Source organism: Rhizobium sp. WSM1328, assembly GCF_057653715.1.
In genome coordinates this window covers 623,524-639,650 of the sequence record NZ_JBYGKO010000002.1, presented here as the reverse complement: position 1 = coordinate 639,650, position 16,127 = coordinate 623,524, and the positions used below count along the sequence as shown (strand labels likewise).

Genomic DNA, 16,127 nt, shown 5'->3' with positions numbered 1-16,127 from the left:
GATGTCCCAACCGTACCTCTCCTCGGCAGCTCCTGCAGGCCACGCCCTCTGTCCAGGGCGTGGCCTGTTCCTTTTTCAGGAAGATCACTTTCCCACGCCATCGCATTTGGGCATTTCTTGATCTGCATCAAGGAACTGATGTCCCGCAGGTGGGAAAAGGGGAGGTCAAAATCGGACAGAGCCATGAATCTCTCTAGTGCCCCATATCCCAACGACATAAAGCGCGTCGGCGTCGAGCCCGTCAATGCACGCCGTAACAGGCAGCCCCGCTATGCCCCCCGGAAGAAGATTTTTCCCAAGCGCGCCGAGGGGAGGTTTCGCCGGTTCAAGTGGATCGTCATGCTGATTACGCTCGGCATCTACTATCTCGCGCCATGGGTTCGCTGGGATCGCGGTCCGTACGCGCCTGACCAGGCAATCCTCATCGACCTGTGTTCACGGCGCTTCTTCTTTTTCTTCATCGAAATCTGGCCCCAGGAATTTTATTATGTAGCGGGCCTCCTCGTCATGGCGGGGTTCGGCCTGTTTCTCGTCACTTCCGCGGTTGGCCGCGCATGGTGCGGCTACGCTTGTCCGCAAACCGTCTGGGTTGATCTTTTTCTCGTCGTCGAACGTGCGATCGAAGGCGATCGAAACGCGCGAATGAAGCTTGATGCTGGTCCCATGAGCTTTGCCAAGCTGAGGAAGCGTGTCGTCAAACACTCGATCTGGTTGCTGATCGGCGTCGTCACGGGCGGAGCGTGGATCTTTTATTTTGCCGACGCGCCGAGCCTGTTTGTTTCGCTGTTCACCGGCCGCGCTCCTGCAGCCGCCTACACCACCGTCGCCATCCTTACCGCGACGACCTATGTGCTCGGCGGTCTCATGCGAGAGCAGGTGTGCACCTATATGTGCCCATGGCCACGCATCCAGGGTGCGATGCTCGACGAAAATTCTCTCGTCGTCACATACAATGACTGGCGGGGCGAGCAGCGGTCGCGTCACGCCAAGAAGGCTTTGGTCAATGGCCTATCGGTCGGGGATTGCGTGGATTGCAATGCCTGCGTGGCGGTGTGTCCGATGGGAATCGACATTCGCGACGGACAGCAGATGGAGTGCATCACATGCGCGCTCTGCATCGACGCCTGCGACGGTGTCATGGACAAGCTCGGAAAGCCCCGCGGCCTGATCGCCTACGCCACGCTGAGCGAATACTCGAGCAACATGTCGGTTGCCACGGATGAAGGACGAACGGCCGTCCAGCCGTCCAGGGTTCGAAACGAGGATGGGACCTTCGTTCCGGCGATCCGGCACTTCGACTGGCGTATTATCTATCGTCCGAGAACCGTGTTTTACGCAGTCGCCTGGGCGTCGGTCGGCGTGGCCATGCTCGTCCATCTCACCTTTCGGGAGCGCCTTGAACTCAACGTCGTTCACGACCGAAACCCCCAATATGTTCTGGAAAGCGACGGCTCTCTCAGGAATGGCTACACGCTTCGTGTCCTGAACATGGTGCCGACGCCGAGGGATGTGAACATAAGCCTGGTCGGGCTGGAGGGGGCGACGATGCGCATCCCCGAGTTCGGCAAGGAAGACGCTCGCAGCTTTACAGTCCATGCCGAACCCGACGCGGCCACGACGCTCAAGGTCTTCGTTACACGCAAGCCTACCGGAGCCGCGATCAATGAATTTCTGTTCGTTATCGAAGATACCGATCATGCCGATCGGGCAACCTACCGCGCGGCGTTCAATGCACCGGGAGACATCAAATGAAGACCTCCGCTCAAGGTTTTACAGGCCTGCACATGCTGCTTGCGACCTCGGCATTCTTTGGCGTGGTGATCGCGGTGAACGTCACCATGGCCTTCTATGCCTCCTCCAGCTGGAGCGGTCTGGTCGTGGAAAACACCTATGTCGCCAGTCAGGAGTTCAACCGCAAAGCGGCGGCGATGAAGGCAATGGCCGCTTCCGGCATCGAGGGCAACCTCTCCATAAAGGGGCACGAGATCCGCTACGACATTCACGACAAGAGAGGATCGCCTGCGATCGTCGACGACGTCGTTCTGAATTTCAAACGGCCCGTCGGAGACCACGAGGACTTCCTCCTTACGCTCAAGAAGGCAGCCGCGGGGCGGTTCGAAGCGGAACATGATCTAGCCGAAGGTGACTGGATCGTCGAGGCCATCTCGCGCAACGGCGGCGTGGTCGTCATGCATGAGGCAAAACGCATCGATAGCGCGGAGTTGGACCAATGACCTGCTGTACCATGGACGCGGAAAGCGTGCTTGCCCTCAGCACGACATCATTCAGTGCCGAAGAGGTCCGTCTTGCCAGTCAGCCGCTCGGCGAGGGATTGCGTCAGCTGGACCTGAGTGTTCCCGACGTTCACTGCGGTGGCTGCATTTCGGCCATAGAAAGGGCGCTGCTGACACTTCCCTTCGTCAAGACGGCGCGCGTCAATCTCACGGCTCGAAGGGTGACCTGCGTCTACCAGGAGGAGATCGAGACGCATGCCGCCGATCCGTCCGAGATCCTCGCAGCGATCAACTCGGCCGGATATCGCGCGCATCTCTTCACGCCTTCAGCTCCCGAGAACGACAAGACCAGAAATCAGCTTCTCCTCGCGATCGGCGTTTCCGGTTTTGCGGCCGCCAACATCATGTTGCTCTCCGTATCGGTCTGGTCGGGTGCAGATGCCGCGACGCGCGATATGTTTCATTGGATCTCGGCGATGATAGCAGCGCCCGCGCTGGTTTATGCGGGGCGCTTCTTCTTCAAATCGGCCTGGAATGCGCTGCGGCACGGGCGCACCAACATGGACGTTCCGATCTCACTCGCCGTGTCGCTCTCCTATGCCGTTTCCTTGTGGGAGACCGTCCATCACGGCGAGCATGCGTGGTTCGACGCTTCGGTCTCGCTGCTCTTCTTCCTGCTGATCGGCAGAACCCTCGATCATATCATGCGGGAAAAGGCTCGGGCAGCGATCAACGGACTGGCACGGCTGGCCCCGCGCGGAGCATTGCTGATCAATCCGGACGGGTCGCGACGCTACATTGCGGTAGAAGAGATCGCGGCGGGGGATGAAATCTCGATAGCCGCAGGCGAACGGGTTCCCGTCGATGGCATAGTCGTCAGCGGAGAAAGCGACCTGGACCTCTCCATCGTCACCGGCGAGAGCAGCCCCGTCGCCGTCGCCAGCGACAGCGAAGTGAGTTCCGGGGCGATGAATCTGACCGGCTCGCTCGTGTTGCGGGCGACGAGAATTGCCAAGAATTCACTTCTCTCGGAGATCATCGGCCTCATGGAAGCCGCCGAGGGCGGAAGAGCTCGCTATCGCAGGATCGCCGATCGCGCTGCGACACTCTATTCGCCGGTCGTGCATCTGCTGGCGTTGGTCTCCTTCCTTGCCTGGGGCTTCCTGGGCGGAGACTGGAAACAGGCCATGCTGGTCGCCGTAGCGGTCCTGATCATCACCTGCCCATGCGCATTGGGTCTTGCCGTGCCCGTGGTCCAGGTCGTCGCCGCGGGGGAGCTTTTCCGGAAGGGCATCATGGTGAAGGACGGCTCAGCACTCGAAAGACTGGCTGAGACCGACACCGTGGCCTTTGACAAGACGGGCACTTTGACGATGGGCAGTTCGCGCCTTGTCAGAGTGGATGCCATGGACGAGAGCGCCACTGCAATCGCCGGTGGATTGGCAGCGCATTCACGGCATCCTCTTTCTCGGGCTCTGGTGCGGGACACCGAAACTGCCCCCATCTCCTTCGACAGGGTCACGGAAATCCCCGGCGGGGGACTGGAAGCCAGGAACGGAGCGGATATCTATCGCTTGGGCAACGCGGCGTTTGCCTGCGGAACCAGCTTCGTGCCCCGCACCGCCGACAGTCCGTTCTCGGAAGTGGTCCTGTCGAAGAATGGCGTCGATCTTGCCCGCTTCTTCTTCGATGACACGCTTCATCCGGGTGCGTGCGAGGCCATCGACCGGCTCGATGCAGCCGGCCTTGAAACGCTGATCTTGTCGGGCGACAGGCAGACCGTCGTCGACAATACGGCGCATGCCCTGGGTATCGACAGCGCTTTGGGCTCTCTGACGCCGAAACAGAAGGTCGAGGAATGCCAGAGGCTGAATGGCGAAGGTCGTCGCGTGCTCATGGTTGGCGACGGGATCAACGACGCCCCGGCGCTTGCTGCCGCGCATGTCTCGATGGCGCCCGCCACGGCCTCCGATATCGGCAGACAGGCGGCCGACCTCGTCTTCTTCAACGATCGCCTTGACGCTGTTCCGGAAGCGATCGCCGTTGCGCGACGATCCGCCAGCCTCATCCGGCAGAACTTCGCTCTCGCCATTGGTTACAACGTTCTGGCGGTGCCGATCGCCATCGCCGGATTGGCGACGCCGCTGATAGCGGCGGTGGCAATGTCGACATCTTCGATCATCGTCGTGACCAACGCACTGCGGCTGAACGCCCTCAGCAAGCGTCCGGGTATGCACACTCGAGGAGGGATCGGCAGGAGTGCGGAGGTCAAAGCCGCATGAACATGTTGATCTATCTCATACCGATCGCGCTACTGATGGGAGGAATAGGACTCCTGGCATTCCTTTGGTCGCTGAAGAGCGGCCAGTATGACGACCTTCAAGGCGCCGCCTGGCGAATCCTCGCCGAGGACGAAACCGATCAACGAGAACCCTGACCGCACACTGGGTCCAAACACGAAAGGAAGATGGATGCTTGCGAAAAATTCTGTACTTCTGCAGTCTGAACTGTTCGCTGGTTTGGATCAGGCGACTGCGGAGCAATTCACCGCAACGGCTGAGCTTCGAACCTTCGCCGCTGACGAGAAGATCATAACCGAGGGTCAGCAGGCATCGTTCGTCTACTGCGTCATGAACGGGTTTGTCCGACTTTCAAAATCGGAATCCGCCGGGCGCGAGGCGGATATCTGCGTGTGCGAGCCGGGCGACACCTTTGGGGAATATCTCCTCGTGGGGGGCGACTCCTATGCCTATAGCGCGCGGTCCGCCGACGGGGCCGAGGTCGCGCTGTTTGCGGTTACGGACTTGCAGGCGTTCGCCGCGCAATATCCGGTCGTACATCGGAACGTCATGCGCATCATGGTCAGGCACCTGCTCGGCGCGATGGATTGTATTGCGGGAGATCGGCTGTTGACGGCCGCGCAACGGGTGGCAAGCTATCTCATAAGCCGCTGCTCCGCATCGACGACCACCACACGGATCACGTTCCGTATTCCTTATCGGAAGAGAATCCTAGCCGGCAAACTGGGATTGGCACCGGAAGCCCTTTCCCGCGCATTTGCGGCGCTTGCGGCGTCGGGCGTCAAAGTCAGAGGCAAGGCCGTCCTAATCGACAGCGTCGATCTGCTTCGCGAGGCGTGCTAACCTTAACTAACCGGCACAAGATATCCGAGATGAGGCTCAAGCAGAAACGCCTCATGAAAATCGGAAGGCTGCTTGATTTCGATCGATCCCGCCTCTGACACATCTCAGCGATCATAGATCCAGCGTCCGATCACACCCATGCACCCCGCATGACACATTGCCGCCCTCGCAATATGATGCGGGCATTGGGTCTGTGAGGGGTGCCGACTATTGATGGTCACGCAATCCGTCCACTCAGCTGCCTGGAGACGGCTCTGTTTGTTTGTCACGATCAATTTCTCGCGCAGCTTTCCCCGCTAACCGTCGTCCCTGGAACTGGTTCCGTCTAACTGCCGTCGGAACAGAATGAGAGTCACTGGCGTTCGATTTTGTTGCTGATCTCATTTCGAGCCACCGAATTAACATTGGACGGAGGATTGCCAGGACGAGCCGTACCACAAGGGGTTTTGATTTCACCCGAAAGGTACTGGCCGCTATTGCATGGCAGCATGTCGACATCGAGAAAATCGCTCGACTTCAGGGAGTTCTGATACGCTATTACTTCTTTCATGGACAACGGCGTCGAAAAGATCGTCACTCCCTCAAAGCCCGGCAGTGCCTCTACTGGCTCGATCATGGGCGAGCTCTGCCCGGGCACCGCGGCCGCGCCAATAACCCATGGCCCAACCGAGCCGAAAGTGACGGATTTCGGCCGGCCGGTTGGCGTACCAGAGCTGTAGGCAGAATGCGGGAAACCGCTGTCGAGCACTGCCTCATCCCATTGGTAAGCTGTAAACACCAAAAGATAGGTATATGGCGCGAAACGGTCGATGCGAAGTTTGCCGTCTGGAGTGAAGGTGTAGTAAATCCACTCTGTGCCGGAGAATGCGCCTGTTTGCCCCACAACGTTCATATCCCACGGCTTTTGCCACCACGCAGTATCCGCCCTTCCACTTTGAAGCGGCTTTTTGCAAAAGACCACTTTTGACCATTGGCGTTAGGCGTGGCACCTAACGCGAAGGATAGGTAGGCGCCGTTCGAAGTTGAACTGAGTAGCGACAGCGCGCTACCGCCGTTAGGAACGGGATTATCTCGGGTTTTTTCCACCAAAAGGACTGTGAATCCTCGGTCCGGTCTGATCGATGCGGGTTGACTGGTCTCGACTGATCCGTGCGGTGGAAAGTTGAAAGAAGTCTTGTTGGTATAAAAGTCAAATGCCTGCCTCGTATTTTCAGGCACTGGATAATCCAATCCTGCCGCCGAGTCGTGTATGTACACCTTTGGATATCGCCCGAAAATCGGCACGACCTTCGGTGTGAGGGTCTGAGATACTTTGCCGGATGCGCTTCTAAGACAATTGGCTTCATCGATGCATGATGCTGATTGGCCCACGCCAGCAGCAAGACAACCCACCGCAGAAAACAGTAGGAAGATTCTTTGCCATAATTCATAAAACAATCCTTTGTGGACGCGTTGGTCTCGCCTTAGCGGCTGAGTTTGGTTGTGTTGCGGCGCCCCATCTGGCGCAGCATGTCGCCGATTACGTCGGGTAAATCGGTGGTGATGAGATTCGTACGATTGACGATCGCCATCTCCGGATCACCTCGGTAATCGGGAACGATACCTCCTTGCGCGGTCGACCTAGGATCGGTGTTATGCTCGAAGCAGCATTTGCCAGCGCTGTTGGCAACGCCCTCTGGATAGTAGTTACTTTCAAGATAGGTGGCGAAGCCCTGCTTCTGGTCGGTATAGTCGAAATACGCCTGAAGACCGTCGCCCTTGTAGAATTGGTTCATCTCGAATTGAATGAAAAACGGCGCCACATTCCATTGATCGTAGATTGAGTCCTCGTGCGGATCATAGTTGGAATCCTTCACGTTCTGGTCATCCGGGTTCTCGACAATAATCAGCCCACCAATGAGGTCGGGGTCGTAGGTCGTCCGATTCAAGACCGTGCCGACATCCACTGCATCCTTCGCTTTGAGTTTGAATACGACGGCTTTGCTGAGTTTCAGCGTTCGCCTTGGTCGCGAGAATTGTCAAGGCAATGTTGCATGAGCTCGATGGGATTGACCTTGCCCCGTTGAAATAATCCATTTTGAAGTAAGCTCTGGCCCATTTGAGAGGACCAGAGGATGAAGCGCAATCGTTTCACAGACGAACAGATCATCGGCATATTGAAGGAGCACGAGGCAGGCACGCCGGTCTCGGAGCTTTGCCGCAAGCATGGCGTCAGCGATGCCAGCATCTATAAATGGAAGGCCAAGTTCGGCGGCATGGAGGTGTCCGAGGCCAAGCGGCTGAAGACGCTTGAGGACGAGAACACGAAGCTGAAGCGGCTTCTGGCGGATGCGATGCTCGACAATGCTGCCTTGAAAGACCTTTTGGGAAAGAAGTGGTGACGCCCGCGGCCAAGCGGAAAGCTGTCGCGCATCTGATGAGCCATCATGAGATGAGCGAACGGCGGGCGTGTAAAGCCATTGGTTTTTGCCGAATGACGGTCCGTTACGAGACCAGGCGCGACGATGATCATGAGCTTCGCGAGCGAATGAAGGCGTTGGCGCATGAACGTCGCCGCTTCGGATATCGACGCATTCATGTGCTGCTCCGGCGGGAGGGTCACCTCGTGAACCACAAGAGGCTCTTCCGGCTCTATCGGGAGGAGAAACTGACGGTGCGCAAGCGCGGCGGTCGCAAGCGAGCGATAGGCACGCGAGCGCCGATGCTGGTGCCGATGGTGGCCAATGATCGTTGGTCGCTAGACTTCGTGTCGGATCAGTTCACCGATGGGCGCAGGTTGCGGATTCTGACCGTCGTCGATGATTGCACGAGGGAGTGCCTGGCGCTCGTCGCCGATACATCGCTTTCCGGTCTTCGCGTCGCACGGGAGCTTGACCGGATTATCGAGGAGCGCGGCAAGCCGAGGATGATCGTCAGCGACAACGGCAGCGAGTCACCAGCAACGCGATCCTGCAATGGGCGGACCGGACCAAAGTTGACTGGCATTACATTGCGCCTGGCAAGCCTATCCAGAACGCTTTTATCGAAAGCTTCAACGGGCGGCTGCGACACGAGTTCTTGAATGAAACTCTGTTCTCGTCGCTTGCTCACGCCCGGTCCGCGCTTTCAAACTGGCGTAGCGATTACAACAATCAACGCCCGCATTCAGGCCTTGGTTGGCTGACACCGGCCGAATTCGCTCAGACACTCAACCCGCGACGTGATGCGGTGCTGCGCAGCCGAAATGGCTCCGCACCGCAACCCGCCGCTACCGAACCAACAACAGCAACCAAAAACCGCTGGAGCGAACTCAAGACTGGATAAAACTTGGGGGCAAGGTCAGGATCGGTCGGGTCCTGATCATCGACCGCCGCCTTGACATCCACGATCATCACGTAACCACGACCATCGTCGGAAACAAATTGGGCGAGTAGATCGAGCGCGGCAGAGAACGTCAGGAACTTAGCCTTGTGCCCCTGCGAATCCGTAAAAACGCGACCATGCCGGTCCCTTAGATCCGTCCGGCTCAATTGAGAAAAGTTTTGGTTATATAAAAAACCGCTTCCAGTTGACACGCGGTCAATCCTGTAGTCGTGAGATAGAACGACTTCTTTGTCCGCAGTGAAGCGGGCGTCGACTTCCACGCTCTCGATTTGCGAATTCCAGGCGTCTTGCAAGGCGTAGGCAGAATTCTCTGGATAGATCTCCCAGGATCCGCGGTGTGCAGATAAGATGACCAGGTCATCGTCGGGTTCCGGCACCTTAAACATGTTTCTCGTAATCGCACTTACAAGATATGGTGAAGGCTTTACCGGCAGCAGAGCCGCTGCTTCGGCACTAGATGAAACGCCGAAGGCAAAAAAAGAAGTCAATATGAGCGATGCTCGCAGACACGACCGGCCGCAGAGGTGGCCAAAACGCCAGGAGCTAGAATGAAGAGTCGCTGACGCTGCTACGTTGTTGCTGGATTGCATAAAGACTCAGAACCTTTCGATGATAATGTTCGTCAGCTCGCTACGTCGTACCTCTTACACCTGCGGCTTTTTTGCAGCACAAGCATCTCAGCAATGGCTAAGCTGGTGGGAACGGAAGCAGGGTGAATGCCATGGCAGCGACAAGGGACAGTGAGCCAGCGCCTCGGTCGCCGCTGGCGTTTATGGCTGCAACAGCAACATCAAGATGGTCCATAAAATTGGATCACACCAAAGGGGTCGCAATATCGCGTTATCAACGCTGTGGCGTAGGGGTTTTTCAGTCAAGTGGACTCTCCGGCAGAACCTTCGTCATCAAATCTGCTGCGCCGAACGGTGTTTGGACGTAGTTAATTGCCTGCCAGCCACTCTTTTCGTAAAGAACGCGCGCGTCCTCTGTTACCAAGTAGAGGCTTTTGCAACCGAGACGCGATGCCTCCTGCTCCAGCCGCTTAATCAACAACGCGGCTATTCCTTTATTGCGGTGGAATGGATGGACATACAGCGACTTAAGCCATGGAGATAGATTGGATTTTCCGTCGAAGTCACGATCAGCTAACGTGATCATTCCTACGGGCACCGCGTTTTCAATGGCAATAAGTGTTAGCGGCATTGAACCGCTCGTTGCGGCTTCAAACTCACGTCGCGTTTGTTCATATGAGCCATACGATTGACAACCCCATTGTCCGAAGGCCCAGCTTGTGCAAACGGAAAGGAAATTCGGAAATCCTTCTAGGTAATCTATCGTCACCGGAGTTTCAGCTGTCATAGTGTCTCCATGTCTTTAGCGGTCCGAGCAAACAAGCGCGGATAGTCAAATGACGAGCCCGTGCACTACCCTAGTGCTATCGCACGCACCATGAATCTGGACAGTGATACCGGGGCTCAAACGGATCGCTTGCGCGCAATTGGTGATCACAAACGAGCCAAGATTTGTGGCAGTGCCGCCATGTCATTAAACAGCTTTATCGCACCTGCTTCTGCCAGTTTTTCTCCATGCCCAGGTAGGCAATGGGAGCCACCAACAAAGCCAATCACCGTCATCCCCGCAGCCACCGCCGCCTGGGTTCCCGCAACGCTATCTTCAATAACAAGACAACTGCCAGCTGGTTTCTTCATATTCTGTGCAGCAAACAAAAAGAGATCCGGAGCCGGCTTCCCACGAGCAACTTGCGAAGCGCTGAAGACATGGGGCCAAAAAAACTTGTGTAGGTCTGTGACTATGAGTGCCAAGCAGAGCTTTGTAGTGTCACTGTTCGACGCGACGCACTTCTTCAAATTGATAGCTTGCAACGCTTGCCGAACGCCGCTGGTCGCGCGCAGATCACGCGCGTAACGATTTGCGATTTCGGCCATAACGCTTTCATGGTGATCCTCTGGTAGGCGGAGGCCCCGCTCGGATTCTATGACTGAATAACTCTGCTGGTCAGTCATTCCCACGAAACGATCATTATACTCTTCAGCGGATATGATATAGCCACACTTCGCCAACGCTTCGATGTGCACCGCGGTTGCGATAAGCTCGCTATCGACGAGGACCCCGTCGCAGTCGAAGATCAATAATTCCGGTTTTTTTGAGAAAGACATACAAGGGGCCTCGTCGTAGAAATGGCTTTGAGTTTTGTCCCAGTGCTGCTTAGATGTTTGCCCATTGAGCAGAGTGTGCTTAAAACCTGTGGGGTAGACTATTGCGGCCCGGGGAATTGTCGCGACGCGTGGTGCTCAGCTGGGAATTGCTCCAGCTGCGATCTCCGGCCCCTGCTTATGAAGAGCACTCCAAACCTTGTGAAAAGCATCTGCGTAAAGATGCATCAACTCGCCACCATTTGGCGGTGCGATCTCGGAGACGTAGAACATCGTATCCAATATTTTCACGGTGTGTGGAAAATCGGCGGCGTTCCACTTGTTGCGAATTTCCGGGAGATATTCAAAAACGGGCTTCGTGAGCCAAACGCAGATAGGCACACCTTCGGCCTGCAGCGATTTGACGACGAAATCCCTTGCAGCCGGACCTGGCGGAAAGCCAAGCACCTCAGGTTCAATCCGCAAAGGAAAGTTGAGCATCGAATGGTCGCGGTCTGACGGGTCGAAAAGCGGAAGTATACCCGCAAGGTCGCTGATCATCTCCCATAACAGATTGCTATTGTCTCTTCGAATTTCGAGTTGCGCATCCATCTCTGTGACCCGCAGCTTCGCAATAGATGAAGAGAATACGTTGGGCCGGTAATTGTACCCTTGGGAAAGAGGTGAAAATATTCGCGCTCCGCTGCGAGACGAGCTTGACAGCGATACGCGATCAACATGTGCAATTAGGTCGTCGTCCTCCGTTATCACAAATCCCAACTCGCCGGCCCCAAGGTGTTTAGCGCCGTTTCCGGAAAGAGCGAGTGCGTCTGCATCAAGATGAGAGCCGCCGACGATTGCTTTCGCGGCTGCGATCGACTGGCAGATGTCGTCGATCACTGCAATTCCTTGAGCACGCGCAGCATGCCTTCCATCGGGGACGAGAACATTGTTCCCGAAAAGGTGGGTGATCAGAACCGCAGCGACGTTGGGGTTGAACCTCTCAGCGGCCGCCTGCTGATCAATCCCGGCTACGCTCATGTCGACATCGACGAAGACGGGTTCAAGGCCATTGATTGTAATTGGTCCTACCGCTCCCGGCCAATTCAGTGCCGCGGTAACAACTTGCTCCCCGCGCTCCTTGAAGTAGTCGAGTTCAATGTGAATGGCCGCCGTTCCGCTGCCGACAGCCCGCACTTGCCACTTTCCAATCCACCTTGCAAGATTTTGCTCCAGATCGCTGACAATTGGATGATTGACGCGGTGATATTTCCCACTATCCACAACTCCGCGAAGCGCATCCAAGTGCTTTTTCTCTGCCGCGGGCCAAGGTATGACGCGTCCCAGAGGGATCACGGGCTTCCCACCGAAAATGGCGAGCTTCTCGACTGCGCAAGCACCTTGCGCGTTGCGCGTTTTGCGCTCTGGTGCACCAAATCCGCTCATTGCATTGTCCAATCATCGTTCATTGAAATGCTGATCAGCCCTCGCAATCGCTATCACCGTTTTCGGAGATGCAAAAGTTAAAAGTGAGTATAAAATCAAGTATATATGAAGATATATGTGGGGGCATCAATATAAACAAGTACAGACTGCATCTCGAATATGGCTGCGTGGAATAATTGGCGCAGCCATTGGAGCCCCGCTCCGCTTCGGCTCGTCACTTCAATATTTCAATTGTTTTTTAACGATTGCTCGGACATCTGAGGTCATTGAGGAAAGCCTTGTGAGGGGATCTTTCAGGGTTTTCCAGGCGGCACGTGCGGTCATAAGACGCGTTGAAGGAGCCCCAGATGGCCCTAAAAACACGATCCGGTCCGAACGGGGAGCTCCAGTTATCCGGCTGATAGTGCTCACCGCTTAGGCTCAGTTGGATTCGTAAAACAGGATCGGATGAAATGGACTCGTTGATAAGAAGACTTCAAGCTTTCCGGCTTGGAGAGAATGAGAGCAGCCCTGACGATAGCCAAAAAAGCGAAAGCGGTAAGGGCATTATGCTGGCTCAAAAACTAATCTCGACGGGAACTTTAGGGGCCGCAAATCGAGGACGATTGCTACAAGCCTTGTACGACATAGGAGCATCTAGCAGGGCGGATCTGGCCCGCGTTACCGGTGTGACTCGAGGAACTATCGGTGGGATAGTGCAGCCTTTACTCGATCAGGGGGTGCTCGCGGAAGGAGAGGTGATCCCTCCCAATGAAACAGGCGGCAAGCCGGCTACCAAATTGTGGTTTTCCAAGGACGCAAGGCCAATTTGCGCGGTGCTCCTGCTGCACGACCGAGTGAGTGCGTGTTTGGTCTCTTTGGAGGGCGAGGTCTATGCGCAAAATGTCGTCTACTTCCCGAAGAACGTAACAAATGCGGCCGACGCATTCCGTATTATAAGCACCTGTATCGAAAAAGCCGTCGCATTTGGAAAGCCGATCTTGGGGATCGGTGTAGCCGTCGCAGGAATGATCAATACGGAGACTGGCACGATCGTGACCGTCGGCCTTGCGCCTTTCCTCGATGGATTTCCGCTCGAAACCGAATTGAACAAGCGTTTCGGAGTCACAGTCTGCGTCGATCAGGATACGAGGGCGTTACTCGTTGGGGATCGCTGGTTTGGACAGGGCCGCGGTCGGAGAAACTTCGCCTCGGTCTATATCGGAGAGACTTTGGGCGGAGCGCTTTACCTTGATGGACATCTCTATCGCGGACCCGCAGGTGCAGGTGGTGAAATCGGTCATACGACCGTAGACATCAAAGGTCGGATGTGTCAGTGCGGCAGACGCGGATGCTGGGAAACGATCGCCAGCTCGAAGTGGCTAAGGACCGAAGCTAAGGTCAGGCGGTTGCCACGACCTCTCTCCCTGGATGTGAGCCGATTGTCGACGCTGGCCGACAAGGACGTGCCGGGCGCGAGAGATCTCATTCGCGACTACGCGTTCAATATCGCGGTTGGCCTGGCGAACCTCCAGCAGTTTATGGCGCCGAATTTCATTGTTATTCACGGGGACATTGTACGGGGGGGAGGCCCCATTCTTCGTCTGATTCAGGAAAGCTTCCACGATCTGGTATTCCATCGCCCAGGTGATGACATCGCCCTTGTTTTCGGAGATGGCGAATGCCTGGCTGCTCTACGCGGTGCCGCCAGTCTGCTTCTTTCTGAATTGCTGAATTTCGTCATCTAACTGCCTCCGCATGCGATCCTCGGGTATGTATTTTACGGCGCCAAATGGCGCTGCCGAGCTATCTCAATGTTCCGACTGGGTGCGCACCCTTTCCCAGCCTAAGTCGCGGTGGTGAAGACATTGACGCTGTACCGGCGTTTGTCTGATCGCTTAGCTGCTCAGAGATCCCATTGCCGATGTCAATCTGAAACCCAGCGACGATCGACCGCAGCCGCTTTGCCTCTGCGGCAAGTGCAGTGCTTGCAGCCGTGGACTCCTCGGCCATGGCAGCATTTTGCTGCGTAACTTGATCCAGTTGATTGATGGTCCGATTGATCTCGGAAAGAGTTGCCGACTGCTCATTGGAAGCAACCGTGACTGCATCAAGCTGGGTGTTGATCAACACGATTTGTTCCTCGATTATCTTGAGCGTCTCACCGGTATCGCAAACCAGCGTGACGCCACTGCTGACCTCGTCAACGGAATTGAGGATCAGGTCCTTTATCTCCTTTGCTGCGTGCGCTGAGCGTTGAGCAAGCTCCCGCACCTCCTGTGCAACGACTGCAAAGCCCTTTCCGGCCTCGCCGGACCGTGCCGCTTCAACGCCTGCATTGAGGGCCAGGAGATTGGTCTGAAACGCGATTTCGTCGATCACGCCGACAATAGCCGATATCTGCGAGGAAGAATGTTCGATCCGCTGCATTGCTGCGACAGCGCTGGAAACAACTTTCCCGGAATGACGGGCGGATTTGTTCGCCTCGACCGCAACGTGTCGGGCTTCCGCCGTGCGCGTGCTAGAGCTGGCGATATTCTGGGTGATCTGATCGAGGGAGGCGGCAGTTTCCTCCAGAGAAGCGGCCTGATGCTCAGTCCGCCGGGACAGGTCCTGCGCGCTCAAAGCGATCTCCTGCGCGCCATCATTTATCGATCTGGTAGTGTGCGACACGGCTCTCAGGCTTTCAGCGAGTTGAACAACAGCGGCGTTGAAATTTGCGCGCAATGGTTCGAAATCCTCAGCGAAACTGACGTCGAGACTGAACACGAGGTTGCCGCCCGCAAGCTGCTTCAGGCCCTCAGCCAGCCCGGCCGTGGCCTCCGCCATATCACGTGCCCGCTGGCGCTCGGTGTCGGCGAGGCGGGTACGTTCGATCTCGCTTGCCCCACGACTGGCCTCTACATCCTTTTCGAGATCGCGTGTCCGTAACTCGTTGTCCTTAAAGATTTGCACTGCGCGGGCCATGGATCCGATCTCGTCACGGCGGATCGTTCCCTCAACGGACAACGTCAGATCGCCCTCGGCAATGACCTTCATCGTCGAAACCATCTGCTTGATAGGTTTGACCAACCAGGAGCGAATTGTGATGAAACCAAAGCATGAGACGGCGAGCAGTGCGGCAATCGCTGCTCCCAAACTCACTACTGACGTGTCACCGACAACGCGTAAAACATCAGCACGCTTTTGCTCCGCGTCTGAAGCGAGTTCTTCCGTCACGGACGTAAACCTCGGTGAAATGGCAGCGAAGGCGGGTTGACATAAAGTCAGATAGAGTTGCTGTACCATGGCAAGCTCGGCTTCACTGGTCGCGCCGCGGGCCACAGCGATCGCTGCACCACACGTGTCGGTCAGGACAGAGAATCCATCCGCCTTCAACTTCGGCAGTTCACCCTGCTCGGGAACTGCCTGGATGGCCAGATCCATGAACCTGACGAAGTTCTCTCGCGCGTCATTCAGACCTGCTTCTGCCCGCGCCCTCGCTTCTTTCGACCGCGTCATCACCATGTCGCTGATGCTGGCACGCGCCGTTTCGAGACTTCTGTTTGACTGTGTCAATCGAAGCGCTGCAGATGCATCCCGGTCGAGAAGCCCTTGGTAACCGTCGTTTACCGCAAGCATCTGGCGGCTCTGATAGAATGTCAGTCCCAGCGCCGTGACACCAAAAATGGCCATGATGACAAAGAACTTCCCGACAATGGAAACATGTTTCACAAGCCACTCCTCTAAGCTCTGTCGCGGTGCATGAATGTTCAGGTTCTGCATTTCAAAATTCGGAATCCGAAGAAAAAAATGGCTGCCGCCGACCTCGT

At 56.3% G+C, this 16,127-nt stretch carries 12 protein-coding genes and 2 pseudogenes; 7 read left to right on the top strand and 7 right to left on the bottom strand.

Annotated features, from left to right (window positions below; translation table 11 throughout):
* The first annotated feature begins 183 nt into the window (after positions 1-183).
* Genes ccoG through AC2444_RS26565 form a run of 5 tightly spaced genes read left to right on the top strand, consistent with a single transcriptional unit; the run spans position 184 to position 5,377 of the window.
* Positions 184-1,752: a cytochrome c oxidase accessory protein CcoG gene (ccoG, locus tag AC2444_RS26585; RefSeq protein WP_003563094.1), complete on the top strand. Its 1,569-nt coding sequence runs from the start codon at positions 184-186 to the stop codon at positions 1,750-1,752.
* A complete protein-coding gene (locus AC2444_RS26580; protein ID WP_003563096.1) occupies positions 1,749-2,234 on the top strand; it encodes a FixH family protein in 486 nt (161 codons plus the stop codon). Before ccoG ends, AC2444_RS26580 begins: the two co-directional genes overlap by 4 nt.
* Positions 2,231-4,516 carry a cation-translocating P-type ATPase gene (locus AC2444_RS26575; RefSeq protein WP_128450282.1) on the top strand — a complete coding sequence of 762 codons (2,286 nt, stop codon included), beginning with the start codon at positions 2,231-2,233 and terminating at the stop codon, positions 4,514-4,516. Before AC2444_RS26580 ends, AC2444_RS26575 begins: the two co-directional genes overlap by 4 nt.
* Entirely contained in the window at positions 4,513-4,671 is a 159-nt protein-coding gene (gene ccoS, locus AC2444_RS26570; protein WP_003549679.1) for a cbb3-type cytochrome oxidase assembly protein CcoS, read from the top strand. Before AC2444_RS26575 ends, ccoS begins: the two co-directional genes overlap by 4 nt.
* A gap of 34 nt (positions 4,672-4,705) precedes the next feature.
* Complete coding sequence (locus AC2444_RS26565) at positions 4,706-5,377, top strand: Crp/Fnr family transcriptional regulator (RefSeq protein WP_017996964.1); 672 nt, start codon at positions 4,706-4,708, stop codon at positions 5,375-5,377.
* A 352-nt stretch (positions 5,378-5,729) separates the two neighbouring features.
* Here the strand turns inward: AC2444_RS26565 and AC2444_RS26560 are convergent, their stop codons facing one another.
* Both AC2444_RS26560 and AC2444_RS26555 read right to left on the bottom strand, forming a co-directional pair.
* Entirely contained in the window at positions 5,730-6,269 is a 540-nt protein-coding gene (locus tag AC2444_RS26560; RefSeq protein WP_245461320.1) for a hypothetical protein, read from the bottom strand.
* Between the two features lie 571 nt (positions 6,270-6,840).
* Entirely contained in the window at positions 6,841-7,323 is a 483-nt protein-coding gene (locus AC2444_RS26555; protein ID WP_128450283.1) for a hypothetical protein, read from the bottom strand.
* A 168-nt stretch (positions 7,324-7,491) separates the two neighbouring features.
* Here AC2444_RS26555 and AC2444_RS26550 point away from each other — a divergent pair.
* Positions 7,492-8,680 (top strand): annotated as a pseudogene (locus AC2444_RS26550) (IS3-like element ISRle4 family transposase).
* Between the two features lie 167 nt (positions 8,681-8,847).
* On the opposite strand, the pseudogene AC2444_RS26545 reads toward AC2444_RS26550, so the two are convergent.
* The 4 genes and pseudogenes from AC2444_RS26545 to AC2444_RS26530 all read right to left on the bottom strand — a co-directional run.
* Positions 8,848-9,126: pseudogene (locus AC2444_RS26545) on the bottom strand (glycerophosphodiester phosphodiesterase family protein); the annotation flags it as partial.
* Positions 9,127-9,607: 481 nt separating this feature from the next.
* Complete coding sequence (locus tag AC2444_RS26540) at positions 9,608-10,096, bottom strand: GNAT family N-acetyltransferase (protein ID WP_012755357.1); 489 nt, start codon at positions 10,094-10,096, stop codon at positions 9,608-9,610.
* 146 nt (positions 10,097-10,242) lie between these two features.
* Positions 10,243-10,914: an HAD family hydrolase gene (locus tag AC2444_RS26535; protein ID WP_012755356.1), complete on the bottom strand. Its 672-nt coding sequence runs from the start codon at positions 10,912-10,914 to the stop codon at positions 10,243-10,245.
* Positions 10,915-11,049: 135 nt separating this feature from the next.
* A complete protein-coding gene (locus AC2444_RS26530) occupies positions 11,050-12,336 on the bottom strand; it encodes a DegT/DnrJ/EryC1/StrS family aminotransferase (protein WP_017996967.1) in 1,287 nt (428 codons plus the stop codon).
* Positions 12,337-12,788: 452 nt separating this feature from the next.
* Here AC2444_RS26530 and AC2444_RS26525 point away from each other — a divergent pair, with 452 nt between their 5' ends.
* On the top strand, positions 12,789-14,063 hold the full coding sequence (locus tag AC2444_RS26525; protein ID WP_017996968.1) for an ROK family protein: 1,275 nt from the start codon (positions 12,789-12,791) through the stop codon (positions 14,061-14,063).
* 58 nt (positions 14,064-14,121) lie between these two features.
* Here the strand turns inward: AC2444_RS26525 and AC2444_RS26520 are convergent, their stop codons facing one another.
* Complete coding sequence (locus AC2444_RS26520) at positions 14,122-16,080, bottom strand: methyl-accepting chemotaxis protein (RefSeq protein WP_245461321.1); 1,959 nt, start codon at positions 16,078-16,080, stop codon at positions 14,122-14,124.
* Positions 16,081-16,127 lie beyond the last annotated feature (47 nt).